General features: G+C 71.3%; 16 protein-coding genes and 3 pseudogenes. 7 read left to right on the forward strand and 12 right to left on the reverse strand.

Features of this window, described 5'->3' with window-relative positions; genetic code table 11:
• Positions 1–90: 90 nt before the first annotated feature.
• Together JNW87_RS21860 and JNW87_RS21865 are read right to left on the reverse strand one after the other, a co-directional pair.
• A pseudogene (locus JNW87_RS21860) lies at positions 91–941 on the reverse strand (hypothetical protein).
• A 37-nt stretch (positions 942–978) separates the two neighbouring features.
• The gene (locus JNW87_RS21865; RefSeq protein ID WP_109805961.1) at positions 979–2823 is read right to left on the reverse strand and encodes a phosphoenolpyruvate carboxykinase (GTP); all 1845 of its coding nucleotides are present in this window, start codon (positions 2821–2823) and stop codon (positions 979–981) included.
• A gap of 461 nt (positions 2824–3284) precedes the next feature.
• Here JNW87_RS21865 and JNW87_RS21870 point away from each other — a divergent pair, with 461 nt between their 5' ends.
• A complete protein-coding gene (locus JNW87_RS21870; protein WP_109805963.1) occupies positions 3285–3821 on the forward strand; it encodes a GtrA family protein in 537 nt (178 codons plus the stop codon).
• Positions 3822–3884: 63 nt separating this feature from the next.
• Positions 3885–4628 (forward strand): GtrA family protein, encoded by a 744-nt coding sequence (locus tag JNW87_RS21875; protein ID WP_238454312.1) that lies wholly within the window; start codon positions 3885–3887, stop codon positions 4626–4628.
• Positions 4629–4720: 92 nt separating this feature from the next.
• Here the strand turns inward: JNW87_RS21875 and JNW87_RS21880 are convergent, their stop codons facing one another.
• Positions 4721–5293 (reverse strand): PH domain-containing protein, encoded by a 573-nt coding sequence (locus JNW87_RS21880; protein ID WP_238454313.1) that lies wholly within the window; start codon positions 5291–5293, stop codon positions 4721–4723.
• Between the two features lie 83 nt (positions 5294–5376).
• A complete protein-coding gene (locus JNW87_RS21885) occupies positions 5377–6252 on the reverse strand; it encodes a biotin--[acetyl-CoA-carboxylase] ligase (RefSeq protein ID WP_238454314.1) in 876 nt (291 codons plus the stop codon).
• Positions 6253–6513: 261 nt separating this feature from the next.
• On the opposite strand from JNW87_RS21885, the gene JNW87_RS39675 reads away from it, so the two are divergent.
• A complete protein-coding gene (locus JNW87_RS39675; RefSeq protein WP_255544177.1) occupies positions 6514–7215 on the forward strand; it encodes an acyl-CoA carboxylase subunit beta in 702 nt (233 codons plus the stop codon).
• A pseudogene (locus tag JNW87_RS39680) lies at positions 7161–7943 on the forward strand (acyl-CoA carboxylase subunit beta); the annotation flags it as partial. The gene JNW87_RS39675 and the pseudogene JNW87_RS39680, both read left to right, overlap by 55 nt.
• 46 nt (positions 7944–7989) lie before the next feature.
• Here the strand turns inward: JNW87_RS39680 and JNW87_RS21895 are convergent.
• From JNW87_RS21895 to JNW87_RS21920, 6 genes are all read right to left on the reverse strand, one after another.
• Positions 7990–8880, reverse strand: coding sequence for a hypothetical protein (locus JNW87_RS21895; RefSeq protein WP_109799670.1), 891 nt, complete (start codon positions 8878–8880; stop codon positions 7990–7992).
• The gene (locus JNW87_RS21900; protein WP_109799669.1) at positions 8873–9376 is read right to left on the reverse strand and encodes a SigE family RNA polymerase sigma factor; all 504 of its coding nucleotides are present in this window, start codon (positions 9374–9376) and stop codon (positions 8873–8875) included. Before JNW87_RS21900 ends, JNW87_RS21895 begins: the two co-directional genes overlap by 8 nt.
• A 153-nt stretch (positions 9377–9529) precedes the next feature.
• Entirely contained in the window at positions 9530–10285 is a 756-nt protein-coding gene (locus JNW87_RS39685; protein ID WP_309234016.1) for a ketopantoate reductase C-terminal domain-containing protein, read from the reverse strand.
• A 2-nt stretch (positions 10286–10287) separates the two neighbouring features.
• Positions 10288–10512, reverse strand: a complete 225-nt coding sequence (locus tag JNW87_RS39690; protein WP_255544175.1) for a 2-dehydropantoate 2-reductase N-terminal domain-containing protein — start codon at positions 10510–10512, stop codon at positions 10288–10290.
• 208 nt (positions 10513–10720) lie between these two features.
• Positions 10721–11143 (reverse strand): class I SAM-dependent methyltransferase, encoded by a 423-nt coding sequence (locus tag JNW87_RS21915; protein ID WP_109799667.1) that lies wholly within the window; start codon positions 11141–11143, stop codon positions 10721–10723.
• Positions 11144–11248: 105 nt separating this feature from the next.
• Positions 11249–11992, reverse strand: a complete 744-nt coding sequence (locus tag JNW87_RS21920; protein ID WP_109799666.1) for a M50 family metallopeptidase — start codon at positions 11990–11992, stop codon at positions 11249–11251.
• A gap of 100 nt (positions 11993–12092) precedes the next feature.
• Between JNW87_RS21920 and JNW87_RS21925 the strand changes: the two genes are divergently transcribed.
• On the forward strand, positions 12093–12644 hold the full coding sequence (locus JNW87_RS21925; RefSeq protein ID WP_109799665.1) for a Uma2 family endonuclease: 552 nt from the start codon (positions 12093–12095) through the stop codon (positions 12642–12644).
• A gap of 124 nt (positions 12645–12768) precedes the next feature.
• Positions 12769–13521, forward strand: a complete 753-nt coding sequence (locus tag JNW87_RS21930) for a GH25 family lysozyme (RefSeq protein WP_109799664.1) — start codon at positions 12769–12771, stop codon at positions 13519–13521.
• Positions 13522–13609: 88 nt separating this feature from the next.
• On the opposite strand, the gene JNW87_RS21935 is transcribed toward JNW87_RS21930, so the two are convergent.
• Positions 13610–13840, reverse strand: a complete 231-nt coding sequence (locus JNW87_RS21935) for a hypothetical protein (RefSeq protein WP_109799663.1) — start codon at positions 13838–13840, stop codon at positions 13610–13612.
• Between the two features lie 88 nt (positions 13841–13928).
• Entirely contained in the window at positions 13929–14600 is a 672-nt protein-coding gene (locus JNW87_RS21940) for a hypothetical protein (protein WP_238454315.1), read from the reverse strand.
• 93 nt (positions 14601–14693) lie between these two features.
• Between JNW87_RS21940 and JNW87_RS21945 the strand changes: the two are divergent.
• Positions 14694–14975, forward strand: a pseudogene (locus JNW87_RS21945) (hypothetical protein); the annotation flags it as partial.

The following is a 14975-nucleotide window of genomic DNA, read 5'->3' on the forward strand; positions in this document are numbered from 1 at the left end:
GCTTCGCACAGCTTCTCGACGAGGCCAGCGGCGGCCGGCGTCACCACGTGCGCTCCCGGGTCGACGACGAACTCGCCGCGCTCGTCGCGGTCAGCCAGCCGGCGGCCGGTCGGCGCGCCGGAGACCGTAGAGGGCCAGGAGGGCGGCGGCCACCAGGGGTCCGCCGTCCCGGATCAGGCCGTCGACGCCGAGCAGCCACCAGCAGAGCGGCAGGTCGACGGCGAGCACACCGAGGGTGATCGCGACCAGGAGCCGGCGGGCCCAGGCCCGGCCGCGCATCAGGAAGGCGGTGCAGAGAAGAACCAGGTAGCTGACGGCGATGCCGGCGAGGAACCAGAAGAGCACGGCCGGCACGGCGCTGAGCCGTCCGTCCAGGATGGACCCGCCGGCGACCAGCGCCGGTACGAGCATCAGCGGGCTGTAGGTGAACGCGGCGACCCGGCTGGTGAGCAGCCACCCGGTCACCGGCGGTCGCTTCGGCGCGACCTCCCGCCAGGAGATCATCCCGCCCTCCACGACCAGGGACTTCCGGTGCCGGACCAGGTGCCCGCCGACGGCGTCCGAGCGGTAGAGCAGCACGACCACGGCCACGCAGAGCGCGGTGAGCAGCCCGAACCCCAGCAGGCCGGGCAGCGCGGGCACCCCTTCCCGGGGTACGAAGAGCCGCCCCACCGCGAAGACCGTGGTGACCGCGAGGATCAGCCCGAACGGTCTGGCCACGGTACGGCCGCGGTTGACGTGCCCGATGAGCACCAGGAAGCCGAGCGAGCGGAGCATCGCCCAGCCGGTGCGTACGGCCAGGCCGAACTCCTGCTCCGGGGCGTACCAGTAATTGAGCAGCTCGACCACGACGGTGGCCGCCGCCGTGACGGCGAGCAGGGTGGTCAGCGCCCGGACGGCGGACGCCGCCGGACCTGGCTGGTCTCGGCGGCCGTCCTCATGGGATTTGATGTTGCCCGGTAGGGGCAACCGTCACACCTACTTCTGCGGCTGCTCCGCGTCGAGCCGGGCGCGCAGCGCGTCCAGCTCGGCCCAGAGGACGCCGGGCAGCTTGTCACCGAACTTCTCGAACCACTCGGTGACCAGCGGCAGTTCCTTGCGCCACTCCTCCGGGTCGACCTTGAGGGCGATCCGGACGTCCTCCGGGGTCATGTCCAGGCCCTCGACGTCCAGGGCGTCCTGGGCCGGGACCATGCCGATCGGGGTCTCCACCGCGTCGGCGGTGCCCTCGATCCGCTCGATGACCCACTTGAGCACGCGGGAGTTCTCGCCGAATCCGGGCCAGAGGAAGTTGCCCTCGGGGTCCTTGCGGAACCAGTTCACGTAGTAGATCTTGGGCAGCTTGGCCGCGTCGCCGTCGGCGCCCTTGCCCATCTCGATCCAGTGCCGGAAGTAGTCGCCGGCGTGGTAGCCGATGAACGGCAGCATGGCCATCGGGTCGCGGCGGACCACGCCGACCGCGCCGGAGGCGGCGGCGGTGGTCTCCGAGGAGAGCGTCGCGCCCATGTAGACGCCGTGCACCCAGTCGCGGGCCTCGGTGACCAGCGGGATGGTGTCCCGTCGCCGGCCCCCGAAGAGGATCGCGTCGATCGGCACGCCGTTCGGGTCGTAGTACTCCTCGGCCAGGATCGGGCACTGGGTGATCGGAGTGCAGAAGCGGCTGTTGGCGTGCGAGGAGAGTTCGCCGCTCTCCGGCGTCCAGTCCCGGCCCTTCCAGTCGATGAGGTGCGCCGGGGGCTCGCCCATGCCCTCCCACCAGATGTCCCCGTCGTCGGTGAGGCCCACGTTGGTGAAGATGGAGTTGCCCCGGTCCAGCGTCCGCATGGCGTTGGCGTTGGTCTTCCAGTCGGTGCCGGGTGCGACGCCGAACAGGCCGTACTCGGGGTTGACCGCGTACAGGCGGCCATCCTCGCCGAAGCGCATCCAGGCGATGTCGTCGCCGATGGTCTCGACCTTCCAGCCCGGGATGGTCGGCTCCACCATGGCCAGGTTGGTCTTGCCGCAGGCGGACGGGAACGCGCCGGCGATGTGGTAGACCTTGCCCTCCGGTGAGGTGATCTTGAGGATCAGCATGTGCTCGGCGAGCCAACCCTCGTCGCGCCCCATCACGCTCGCGATCCGCAGCGAGTAGCACTTCTTGCCGAGCAGCGAGTTGCCGCCGTAGCCGGAGCCGAACGACCAGATCTCCCGGGTCTCGGGGAAGTGCGAGATGTACTTCGTCTCGTTGCACGGCCACGAGACGTCCTGCTGGCCGGGTGCGAGCGGGGCGCCGATCGAGTGCAGGGCGTGCACGAAGTCCGCGTCGTCGCCCATCGCCTCGAGAATCTTGGCGCCCATCCGGGTCATGATGCGCATCGAGGCGACCACGTACGGGCTGTCCGTGATCTCGACGCCGAACATGGGGCTCTCGGCCTCGACCGGGCCCATGACGAACGGGATGACGTACATGGTGCGTCCGCGCATGCTGCCGCGGTACAGCTCGGTCATCGTCCGCTTCATCTCGGCCGGCGCCATCCAGTTGTTGGTGGGGCCGGCGTCCGCCTCGTCGACGGAGCAGATGAAGGTGCGCTCCTCGACGCGGGCGACGTCCGTCGGGTCGGTCCGTGCGTAGAACGAGTTGGGCTTCTTCTCGGGATTCAGCCGGATCAGGGTGCCCTTTTCGACCAGTTCGTCGGTGAGGCGGCGCCACTCCTCATCGGACCCGTCCACCCAGACCACCCGGTCGGGGGTGGTCAGTTCCGCGACCTCTCGGACCCAGGCGAGCAGTTTGGGGTTGGACGTCGGGGCCTGATCGATACCCCGAACAGTAGCCGGAGCAACCATGTCACATCTCCTTGTGGTCGACGCTGACCGATGTATGGGGTGCACGAGTTCTGGCGAGCGAGTCGTCGCCTTCGTGGAAACCTGGGATTGGGCTCAGCGTAAACCGGGCTGCCTCGCCAGTCAGTGGGACTGGTTGTGAAGAACTGCACAAGGTAGGGCCACGCTGCGGCATCGCGATCTGATACCCGCTTTCGCGCGCAGTTTCACGCAAATCCTGCGGCGAACCTCCGGCGGACGCCCGTCGCGAGGTCCGGTCGCTGGTGCACGATGAGCGGAAGCGCCCGCCCGTGCCGAGGGCGGCGATTGGGTGATCCGATCCGCAATTCCGCCACGGCCGGTTACGCTCTGCTCACCGCACGACGAACCGGGCGGCGTCCCCGTGGGACGCGGTCGGATCCGGCTCGTCCGTGCTACCCGTCCACCGTGCGGGCACCCGGTAGGCTCGGCGGGTGGCCGCGACGATGACCGGGGACCAACCGGGCGCTAAGCAGACCCGGCCGGGTCTGATCGGTTTCCTCCTCGACCGTTTCGGTCACCTCGTCCGGGAGTTGAGCAAGTTCGCCACGGTGGGCGGGCTCGCGTTCCTGGTGGACTTCGCGCTCTTCAACTACCTGGCCAGCGTCCGCCACATGCCGCCGGTCGCCGCGAAGACCATCTCCACGGTGATCGCCGCGACCATGGCGTTCCTGGGCAACCGGTTCTGGACCTGGCGGCACCGCCAGCGCTCCAACCCCGCCCGGGAGTACGCGCTGTTCTTCTTCTTCAACGGGGTCGGCCTGGGCATCGCCGTCGCCTGCCTCGCGATCAGCCGCTACGGGTTGGGCAGCATCTGGCCCGGGGTGTTCCAGACCCCGCTGGCCGACAACATCGCCAGCTTCATCGTCGGCACCGGCCTCGGGACGCTGTTCCGATTCTGGTCGTACCGGCGGTTCGTTTTCGTGGAAGCGGGAATTCCCCCGCTTCCGGGAACGAGCCACGACCGAGACTCCGGGGCGTGACCTACCGCCCACCCCGTCCTGCCGGGCCGAGCCGGCCCTGCCCACTGCCCTAAGGTGTTCCGCATGCGTCTGGTCCGTCTGCTGCCCGAGCGCTGGCAGAAGTTCATCCACGAGGCGCTCAAATTCGGCATCGTCGGTGGCATCAACACCGTCATCAATTACGCGGTGTTCAATGCGCTGGCACTGACCGTTTTCCGCGACGGGCAGCTCAAGGCGACGGTCATCGCGACCATCGTGGCCACGATCACCTCGTATCTGATGAATCGGCACTGGACGTACCGGGATCGCCCGAAGTCGGCGCTACGCCGCGAATACGTCCTTTTCTTCCTGTTCAACGCCACCGGCCTGATCATCGAACTCGGCGTCCTCGCCGCAGCGAAGTACGGCCTCGGCGTGACCAGCCTGCTGGCGCTGAACGTGGCGAAGACCGGTGGCGTACTGCTGGCCACCATGTTCCGTTTCTGGTCGTACCGGACGTTCGTCTTCCAGCCGGTGCCGAAGCACGCGCAGGCGACCTGGCACAGCATCCCGCGCGACGAGTGGGACACCATGGCGGAGATGGACCCGGTGGCGGAGCTGGCCGAGTCGGTCAGCGAGCTGGAGGAGTCCGAGCCCCCGCCGGGCGAGCACCGGAGTCGGACGGCCGGTCGCCGCGCCGGCGCGGAGTACGGCGCCCCGACCCAGGGTCGCCCCGCCCCGGCGGACGCCGCCATGGGCCCGGCCCTCGGCCGCACCCTCGACAGCGACCTGGACGCCGAACTCGCCGCCGAAATCCACGCCGGCACCCGCCACTCCCCCCGCCGCTGACCACCCGGCCCAGCCCGGCCGCGGCCCCAGCCGAAGTTGGTCAAGAGGTTCGCGTCGGCCGCGACGCAAACCTCTTGATCAACAAAAAGGGGTCAGACGCTGGGGTCGCGGAGGGGTTTGCCGTCGCGCATGTCGGCGAGGATCTCGCGCATCTCGCCGTCGCCCAGGGAGTGCTTGTCGTGGTGGGCCTCGACCAGCTCGTAGAGCCTGGTCTGCACCCGGTCGACGTGCGGCACGTCGTTGAGCACCGACTGGCCGCGTTCGCCGGCCGACTCGATGGTCAGGGTGCCGCAGCCGAGCAGCCGCTCCAGGAACCGCTGGTGCATCGAGTGGTCGTTGATCCGGGTCAACGGGAGGTCCCGCCGGTTCCGGGAGAACACCCCCTCCTGGAGCAGCACCCGCTCGTCGGTGAAGAGGTAGTGCGTGGTCCGCCAGACCAGGAACGGCCAGAGACCCAGCCAGCACACCAGCGCCAGGCCGAGCGCGGCGATCGCGTAGAGCGCGATCGTGCCGCCGTCGCCGTCGGGCAGCAGGAGCCAACCCGCCACCACCGCCGCGACGGCGAGCACCAGCACCAGGATCGGCCGCAACAGCGCCTTCCAGTGCGGGTGCAGGTGGAGCACGACGTGCTCATCCTCGGTGAGCACGTCTTCGGGGAACGCCACGGAAACCTCCTCGCAGAACAGGACGGGCTGACCGTAACCGGTCGACGCTCGCCCAGGGATCAGCCGCGCGGCGCTAAAGCGGGTCAGCGCACGTGCAGTACCTCGCCGGCGGCGAGCCGCAGCTGCCCCGCGGGCCCCTCGACCAGCAGCTGGCCGTCCGGATCCACGCCGGTCGCGGTGCCGTTCACCTCGCGGCCGTCCGGCAGCAGCACCCGAACCTGGCGGCCGATCGTGGCGCAGCCGGCCAGGTACGCGTCGCGCAGCCCGCTGGCCACCGCGTCGCCGCCGGCGTCGCGCCAGCGGTCGTACCAGTCGGCGAGCGAGCGGAGCAGGGCGCGCAGCAGCGGATCGCGGTCGGTCGCCGCCGCCCCGGCGAGCTGCAGCGAGGTGGCCGGCAGCCCGGTGGGGTTGTCGGGCAGCTCGTCGGCGCGGAGCGTGACGTTGAGGCCGATGCCGACCACGATGGCCGGTGGCTGGGTCGGGACGGCGCCGGGGACCGCCTCGGCGAGCACCCCGGCGCACTTCGCGCCGTCGATCAGCAGGTCGTTGGGCCACTTCAGGGCGGCCTCCAGCTCGGCCAGCCGGGCCACCGCCTCGACCAGCGCGACCCCGGCGAGCAGCGGCAGCCAGCCGTACCCGGCGGGTTGGACGGGCGACCAGCCGCGCTCCGGGACGGCCTCGCCGTGCCGGAGCAGGACGCTGGTCGCGATGCCAGCCCGGGGCGGCGACTGCCAGACCCGGCCGCGCCGGCCCCGGCCGGCGGTCTGCCGCTCGGCGACCACCACCAGGCCCTCCGGCTCGCCGGCCCGCGCGGCGGAGACCACGTCGGCGTTGGTGGAGCCGGTCTCCGCGCGCAACTCCAGGCGGCGCCACGGGCCGTGCGGCGCGATCAGCGCGCGCCGCAGCCGGGCCGCCGACAGCGGGGGGCGGTCCAGATCGGTGTACGGCGAGCCGGCCATCCCGCCAGCCTACGGCCCCGCCCTCCCGGCGTCGGCCGGATACCGCCGGGAGCCCGGTGAGGCGCACTGCACAGCGGCGGCCGCCTGAACCATCGTTATATTCCCTGGGTGACTACCGAGACCGGGATCAACATCCACAGCACTGAGGGCAAGCTGGCGGACCTGGACCGTCGGGTCGACGAGGCGGTGCACGCCGGGTCGGCGCGCGCGGTCGAGAAGCAGCACGCGAGGGGCAAGAAGACCGCGCGGGAGCGCATCGAGATGCTGCTCGACGAGGGCTCCTTCGTCGAGCTGGACGAGCTGGCCCGGCACCGGTCGACGGCCTTCGGGCTGGAGAAGAACCGCCCGTACGGTGACGGCGTGGTCACCGGCTACGGCACCGTGGACGGCCGGCAGGTCTGCGTCTTCGCGCAGGACTTCACGGTCTTCGGCGGCTCGCTGGGCGAGGTCTTCGGCGAGAAGATCGTCAAGGTGATGGACCTGGCCATGAAGATCGGCTGCCCGGTCGTCGGCATCAACGACTCCGGCGGCGCGCGCATCCAGGAGGGGGTCGCCTCGCTCGGCCTCTACGGGGAGATCTTCTTCCGCAACGTCCGGGCCAGCGGCGTCATCCCGCAGATCTCGCTGATCATGGGCCCGTGCGCGGGCGGCGCGGTCTACTCCCCGGCGGTCACCGACTTCACCGTGATGGTCGACCAGACCTCGCACATGTTCATCACCGGCCCCGACGTGATCAAGACGGTCACCGGCGAGGACGTCGGGATGGAGGAGCTGGGCGGCGCCCGCACCCACAACTCGCGCAGCGGCAACGCGCACTACCTCGGCGCCGACGAGGAGGACGCGATCGAGTACGTCAAGGCGCTGCTGTCCTACCTGCCGTCGAACAACCTCGACGAGCCGGTGGTGTTCGAGTCCCCCGCCGACCTCGACATCACGACGAGGACCGGGAACTGGACACGCTGATCCCGGACTCGGCCAACCAGCCGTACGACATCCACCGAGTCATCGAGCACGTCCTCGACGACGGGGAGTTCCTGGAGGTCCAGCCGCTCTACGCGCAGAACCTGGTGGTCGGCTTCGGCCGGGTCGAGGGACGCCCGGTCGGCGTGGTCGCCAACCAGCCGATGCACTTCGCCGGCACCCTGGACATCGCCGCCTCGGAGAAGGCGGCCCGGTTCGTGCGCACCTGCGACGCGTTCAACATCCCGGTGCTGACCTTCGTGGACGTCCCCGGCTTCCTCCCCGGCACCGGCCAGGAGTGGGACGGCATCATCCGCCGCGGCGCGAAGCTCATCTACGCGTACGCCGAGGCGACCGTCCCGAAGGTCACCGTGATCACCCGCAAGGCGTACGGCGGGGCGTACGACGTGATGGGCTCGAAGCACCTCGGCGCGGACCTGAACTTCGCCTGGCCGACCGCGCAGATCGCGGTGATGGGCGCGCAGGGCGCGGTGAACATCCTCTACCGCTCGGAGCTGGCGAACGCCGACGACCCGGCCGCCGTCCGGGCCGAGAAGATCGCCGAGTACGAGGACACCCTGGCCAACCCGTACATCGCCGCCGAGCGTGGGTACGTCGACTCGGTGATCCCGCCGCACGAGACGCGTACCCAGATCGTCCGGGCGCTGCGGGTGCTGCGCACCAAGCGCGAGACCCTGCCCCCGAAAAAGCACGGAAACATCCCGCTGTAGCGGTTGCACCGAGGCCCCCGCCGTGGTCGGCGGGGGCCTCGTCGCGTCAGCAGCCAGGGTTGGCCGCGGAGCACATCCGGCGGGCCGCGGCGCGCGCCACGTCGCGCAGCTGCGCGTCGGTCACGTCGCTGCCCGGCACGAACGGCAGCATGGGATCGGCCGGTACCAGTACGGTGACCAGGTCACCGACCCGGACGACCAGCGTGATCTGGGGCAGGGGCGTGAAGCCGACGGGCTTGCCCGTCACCGCGTCCAGTGGAACCGAGATGGTGTGCCGCAGCAGGACCGCCTGGTCGCCGGCGAAGTCGCGCTCGGTCACCGTCCACTGGTGCACCACCGTGGCGCTGACCGTCTTCCCCTCCCCCTGGATCGGAAGCCTCTGCCGCCACGCCGTGCAGGCGGCCACCAGCCGGTCGAGGTCGGTGAAGACCTGGCCCGCCGCCTCAGTGGTCAGCCGGTAGACGTCCTGGCTGATCACTGGGGCCCGGGACACGAGGGTTCCGGCCTCGAAGGTGCCCAGCAGGGTCTGCGAGCGGGAGTAGCGCGAGATGGCCTGGTCCGCCGGCAGCCCCTGGTCCAGGGCACACGATCGGAGAATGTCGTCGACCCGGACCCGCTCATCGAGCCCCGAGTCGCCGAGGCCCTCGTCGCTCTTCACCGGCAGGTCGGACGGTGCCAGCAGCGCCTCCGTGGAAATCTCGGCCCTCCCACCGACGGCCGGATCCCCGGACGTGGGGGCGGTGGGTGGCTCCGGGGCACCGGGACGGGGCGCCAGGACGGCGGTGGCCGAGGTGACCGCCAGCACGACCGCAGCCACCACCCCCGCAGTACGACGCGTGCGGCGCCGGGCCCGGACGCGGATCTCGGTCGGCTCCGGCCAGGAGACGTCCCGCAGGTCCCGGTGCAACCGCTCGACAAACGTCACGTCGTCACGCATCTGCGGCCTCCTCCTCCAGATCCACGACCGCGAGCAGTCCGGCGAGTGCGGCACGCCCCCGGGAGAGTCGGGCCTTGACTGTGCCCACCGGGGCCTCGGTCTCCCGCGCCACCTCGGCGACCGGCATACCGAGCAGGTAGTGCAGCGCGATGGCGGTGCGCTGGGCCTCGGGCAGCCGGCGCAGCGCGGCCACCACCTCCACCGTCTCGGTGCTCGGCGCCGGGACGCTCTCCTCGACCCCGTGCCGCAGGTACGCCCGGGCCCGGCTGCGCAGGCTGCGCCACCGGCTCACCGCGATGCGGCTGGCCACCACCCGCACCCACGCCTCCGGGTCGTCGTACCCGCTCACCGTCGACCAGCGCTGCCAGGCGCGGATGTACGCCTCCTGGACGGCGTCCTGCGCCTCGGCGAGATTCCCGGTGAGCACGTAGACGAACCCGAGCAGCCGTTGTCGACTGCCGCGATAGAACTCGTCGAACCCGTCGATGTCCGGCAATCTGCCACCTCCCCGTGGTCGCAGGAGACACGCCTGGCGTCGCACGGGTGGTTGCCCCGCCGGCCGGTCTTTCTTTGCCCGGCCCCCCGGGAAGCTGTCCCGCTGTGACATGGAGCGCTTCCCCCGAGGCCGCGCGGTGAGCACGGCGGAACCTCAGCCGATCAGCCGCTCCAGCTCGGCGAGCGGGAAGCCGCCCGCCGGGATCCGCTCGCGCAGCGCCTGCCGCACCGCGAGCTGGACCGCCGCGTTCGCCGGCGTCGCCACGCCGTGCAGCCGGCCGAGGAGCACGATCTCGCCGTTGAGGTGGTCGGCCTCGGCCGAACCCGTGCCCCGCGCCAGGCTCTGCCAGGTCGAGCCGCCGGACCGTTCCTCGCCGTCGACCGGACGGTGCCGGACCTGGTCGCCGCGCTCGGCCGCCTCCTCCTCGGGCGAGGTGTGCGCGATCCCGGCCGCGGCGAACGCCGCGACCCCCTCGGCCCGGACCCGCTCGGCGAGCGGTTCCGGGATGTCCCGCCCGAGCAGCGCCTGGAGGCCGTTGCCGAGGTTGCTCAGCAGCTTGCCGTACTTCCAGCGCATCACGTCGTCGCGGACCGGGGCGACGAACCCGGCGGCCGTCAGGTCGGCGGCGATCGCCCGGCTGGTGTCGTCCGACCCGGACGGGTAGCGGCCCAGGTGCAGCATCCCCGGGTGCGGGTGGCCGTTGGCGACGACCACGCCGGGCTCCAGGTGGGTGGCGGGCAGCCAGACGCAGACCGGGTGCACCCGGGCGAAGAGCCGCAGCGCGGCTCGCTCGTTGGCCACCCCGTTCTGGGCGACGAGCAGCGGCAACCGCTCTCCCGCCGTACCGCCACCGTCGACCGGCGCATCCACCCAGGCGGCCAGCGCCGCCTCGGTGTCCTGCGACTTCACCGTCAGCACCAGCACGGTGTCGGCCGGCAGCGGCTCGGCGGACGGCCCGTCGGTGGCCGCCCGCGCCAGGTCACCGTCCCGTCCGGGGAGCGCAGGATCAGCCCCCGGTCCCGGATCGCGTCCAGGTGCGCGCCGCGGGCCACCAACGCCACGTCGCGGCCGGCCTCCCCCAGCCGTACGCCGATGGTGCCGCCGACCGCGCCCGCCCCGATGATCACGTATCGCATCTGTCCGATTCTGCCCGTCGTCGGGTCAGCCCGCCGCGGCGAGGTGGCAGATCCACCGCTGGCCGATGTGCGAGACGTCCCGTGCCGCGCGCAGCGGGGTGAACCCCGCACCGCTCAGCAGATCCTCGATCTCCTCCATCCGGTACCAGGCGAAGAAGCGGTCTGCAGTCTCCCCGGGCCACCGCTCCCAGCTCTCCCCCTCGCCCTCCTAGACGCTGAGCAGCAGCGGCCCGCCGGGCCGCAGCACCCGCCGGATGCCGCCCAACGTGGCCGGGGCGGCGGCCTTGGGGAGGTGCAGCAGCGAAGCCGAGCACCAGACCCCGCCGAACGCGCCGGCCCGGAACGGCAGCCGCAGCAGGTCGGCCTGCACCAGCGGGGCCCGCACCCGCGCCCGGGCCGCCCGCAGCATGGCGGCCGACAGGTCCAGGCCGACGGTCGTCGCGCCCCGGGCGGCCCAGAAGCCGAGGTCCCGGCCCGGCCCGCAGCCAAGGTCGAGCAGCGGCCCGTCGGCCCGCCGCTGGAACTCGTCGGCCAGCGTCAGGTACGGGACGGGCACGTCGGGATTACGGGCGGCGAAGTCCTCGGCGATCCGGTCGTACGCGGCCCGATTCCGGGTGGTCACCTCATCCATGCCCGGGCAGCCTAACCACGCGCCCGGCCCGCCGCGGTCCCTCCACGGCCGGCTTGAGTCCCCCCGGCGACTCGCCCGGGTCCTCCGCCGGCTCGCCCGGTTCGTTCAGAGGGTGAGGCCGGCGTCGGTCAGGATCGGGCCCGCGAGCAGCAGCGCGCCGACGCCGAGGGCGGCCAGGCTGACCAGCGCGAAGACGGTCACCCAGAACAGTGCCGGGAACGGCGTCAGCCGGGCGAGCTGGTCGGCGTCGGACTCCGGCATCCGGCCCCGGCTGCGCAGCCGTTGCAGCTCCACCACCGGCCGTACGCCGCCGAGGAGCAGGAACCAGACGGAGGTCCAGGCGAAGGCGGCCTGCACCTGCGCGGAGGCGTACCAGGAGACGGCGAGCACCGCCCCGCCGGTGACCAGCAGCGAGAGCACGCCGAAGACGTTGCGGATCAGCACCAGCATGGCCAGCAGCAGCGCCACGGCGACCCAGAGCAGCAGGGTGATCCGGTTGCCGGCGAGCAGCCAGGCGCCGGCGAGGCCGACCAGCGACGGGGCGACGTACCCGGCGAGCAGGGTGAGGATCATCCCCGGGCCGGTGGGCCGGCCGGCGGAGAGGGTGAGCCCGGAGGTGTCCGAGTGCAACCGGATGCCGCGCAACTTCCGGCCGGTCAGCAGGGCCACCAGCGCGTGCCCGCCCTCGTGCGCGATGGTGACGGCGTTGCGGGCGATCCGCCAGGGCAGGCGGGTGGCGACGACCACCAGCGCGACAATGGCGGTGAGCAGGACGAGCAGCGGCGGCGGGTCGGGCTGCGCGCCGAGCAGCTTGTCCCAGAGGGTGGTCAGGCCGTCGATCAGGGGCATGGGCGGGGAGCCTACCGGTCCTTCCCGTGTCAGGTCAGTGCCCGCCGCCTTCGTCGTGGGAGACTGACCAGGTGATGCCGGCAGCGGGAGGTGAAAGCCGATGAGTGCGGAACCACTGGAGTCGCACGTCGGCCTTTGGACCGAGGCCGACTACTTCGGCCTGGGCGAGACGCGGGCTCGCATCGAGCTGCTCGACGGGAGTTTGATAGTGAGCCCTGCTCCGAGCAAGCGGCATCAGTTGGTGTCCTGGAACCTGGTGGACAGCCTGCGGCCGGCCGCCCGCCCGCGCGGTTTCCTGGTTTTCGAGGCGGTCAACGTCCGGCTCGGGGTCGACCGGATCGCCATCCCCGACGTGGTGGTAGCGGAGACCGACGATGAGGGCAGCATCATCGAAGCGGGTGAGGTCAGGCTGATCTGCGAGATCGTCTCGCCGGGCAACGCCGCGGCCGACCGGCTCGTCAAGATGCAGCTCTACGCCATCGCCCGCATCCCGTGGTATCTGCTGGTCGAGCAGGACGGTGACAGCCACTCGCTGCGGCTGTACCGGCTCGACGGCGCGCACTACGTCGAGGACCGGGTGGCCAAGGCGGGCGAGACACTGACCCTGACCGAGCCCTTCCGCTGGGAGATCGACCCCGCCACCCTCCGCTGACCGTCATTGATCAGCCGCCCGGGCGACGATTGCCATCTATGAAGAATTCTTTAGAGCCTCTTGTGATCTAGGGCAGTTACCTCCAAAGATGGGCGTCAATTGGTTGACGTCCCTGGAGGCAACAATGGCCCGTACCACACTCTCCGTACGCCGGCTCCTCGCCGCCGGCCTCACCGTCGTCGCCACCGCGGCCGCGGCCCTCGTCGCGACCGCCGGACCGGCCGCCGCAGCAACCACTCCCGGCATCGACGTCTCGCACTACCAGGGTTCGATCAACTGGACGAGCGTCCGCAACGCCGGCATCCAGTTCGCCTTCATCAAGGCCACCGAGGGCACCAGCGTGAAGGACTCGGCCTTCAACGCCAACTACGTGAACGCCTACAACGCCGGCGTGATCCGCGGGGCGTACCACTTCGCCCGGCCCAACATCTCGGCCGGCTCGACCCAGGCCAGCTACCTCGCCAGCAACGGCGGCGCCTGGTCCGCTGACAGCCGCACCCTCCCGGCGGCCCTCGACCTGGAGGCCAACCCGTACAGCGGCGGCTACTGCTACGGCAAGACCACCTCCGGGATGCGGACCTGGATCCAGGACTTCCTGAACACCTACAAGTCCCGCACCAGCCGGTACGCGGTCATCTACACCACCACGAGCTGGTGGAACCAGTGCACCGGCAGCTGGACGGCCCCGTGGGCCAACCACCCGCTCTGGATCGCCCGCTGGTCCAGCACCGTCGGCACCCTGCCCGCCGGCGCCCCGTTCTGGAGCTTCTGGCAGTACACCTCCAGCGGCAGCGTCTCCGGGATCAGCGGCGCCGTCGACCGCAACTACTGGAACGGCGACCGGACCCGACTGATCGCCCTGGCCAACAACACCTGATCACTGACGCCAGATCGGCGGCAGCGGGATCGCCTATCACCCTCGGTCGATAGCTGGTCCGGCTGCCGCCACCGTTGTCCTGCGTCGGTCAGGCCCTCCGTCGGGCGCCGACCGGCACGGGAACAATGCCCTCTCCGGCCAGGGCGCTCCGCCGCGTCAGACGCCAGGCGGCCACCCCGGCGACGGTGACGGCCACGACACCGAGCAGCGCGACCAGCGCGGGGACGCCGGCACTCACCAGCAGCAGGACGATGTCCCCGAGCGCGACCAGCATCCACAGTGCCAGCCGGGGCCGGGTGTCCTTGCGTCGGTAACCCATGTCGTACCTCCTTCCGTCGTCGTGAGATCAGTACCCCGTCCGACGGAAGGCCATGCGAGTCTTTCGCAGTGGCGGGAATTCCGCCAGGTCAGTTCACCCGGTCCGGCTTGAAGCCCTTGGCGATCACGTCGAAGTTGGCCAGGTTGGCGTTCCAGTCGTTCGCCGGAACCTCCCAGCGGAGGGCGTAGCCCCGGTTGCTGGCGGTGGCGATGCCGCGGTTGCGGACGTGGATCCGGGTGCCGTCCCGCGTCTGCAGCCAGTCCCAGTCGGCGCATGTCCGGTAGGCGTCGCAGCGGGTGATGCTGAGGTACTGGTAGTTGCTGACGTAGTTCTTGCGCGACGATTCCTGGCTCTTCCAGTCCGCGACAGCATCCGGCTTCGGCGAGTCGGTCCACTGGACATACAGCCTCCGCAGGCTGCCCGGATCGGAGAAGGTGACCGAGTTTCGGCCGGCGGTGCTCCGCCATCCGTCCGGGAGCGGGACCTGGAAGCCGTTCGGGCCCCGGTAGTAACGCCAACCGGCGGGCAGCGTGCCGGCGGCGGCGGAGGGCGAAGCGGACGCCGACGGGCTGGGGGCGGCGCTGGTCGGGGCGGCCGAGGTCGATGCAGCGCTCGGTGCGTCACTCGGCCCGGCCGGCGGCGCCTGCGACGCGGCGGACCGGGCAGCGCCGGCCTGCTGACCCCCGTTGCCGTTGTGGTCCCCGCTGTTCAGCAGCGGTACGGCCACCGCCAGGCCGACCAGCAGGAGCGCGACCAGCACGCCGATCAGCAGGTTGCGCCGCTTGTGGTCCGGCTTCGTGCCGGGAACGACGGTGGCGCGGCCCGTCGACGCACCGGACTCACCGGCGCCGGCATGACCGAGGTCGGGTTCGCCGGCCCGCGCGGCGTCGGCGCGTCGACCCGGGTGTCGTCGTCGGCCCCCGGGGGAACCGGCGGCTCCACCCGGGTGTCGTCGTCGACCGCCACGGGAACCGGCGCGTCCACCCGGGTGCCGTCGGTGATGGGCGGCGGCCCGTCCACCTGGGTCTCGTCGAGGGCGGGCGGGACGGTGTACGCGTACGGCTTCTTCTTCACCGAGTTCTTCGCCGGGGTGGTCGCCCTGGTCTCGCTCAGCCTCACCGTGATGATGGGGCTG

It is taken from the genome of Micromonospora sp. ATA51 (genome assembly GCF_016802855.1).
GTDB lineage: Bacteria > Actinomycetota > Actinomycetes > Mycobacteriales > Micromonosporaceae > Micromonospora > Micromonospora sicca.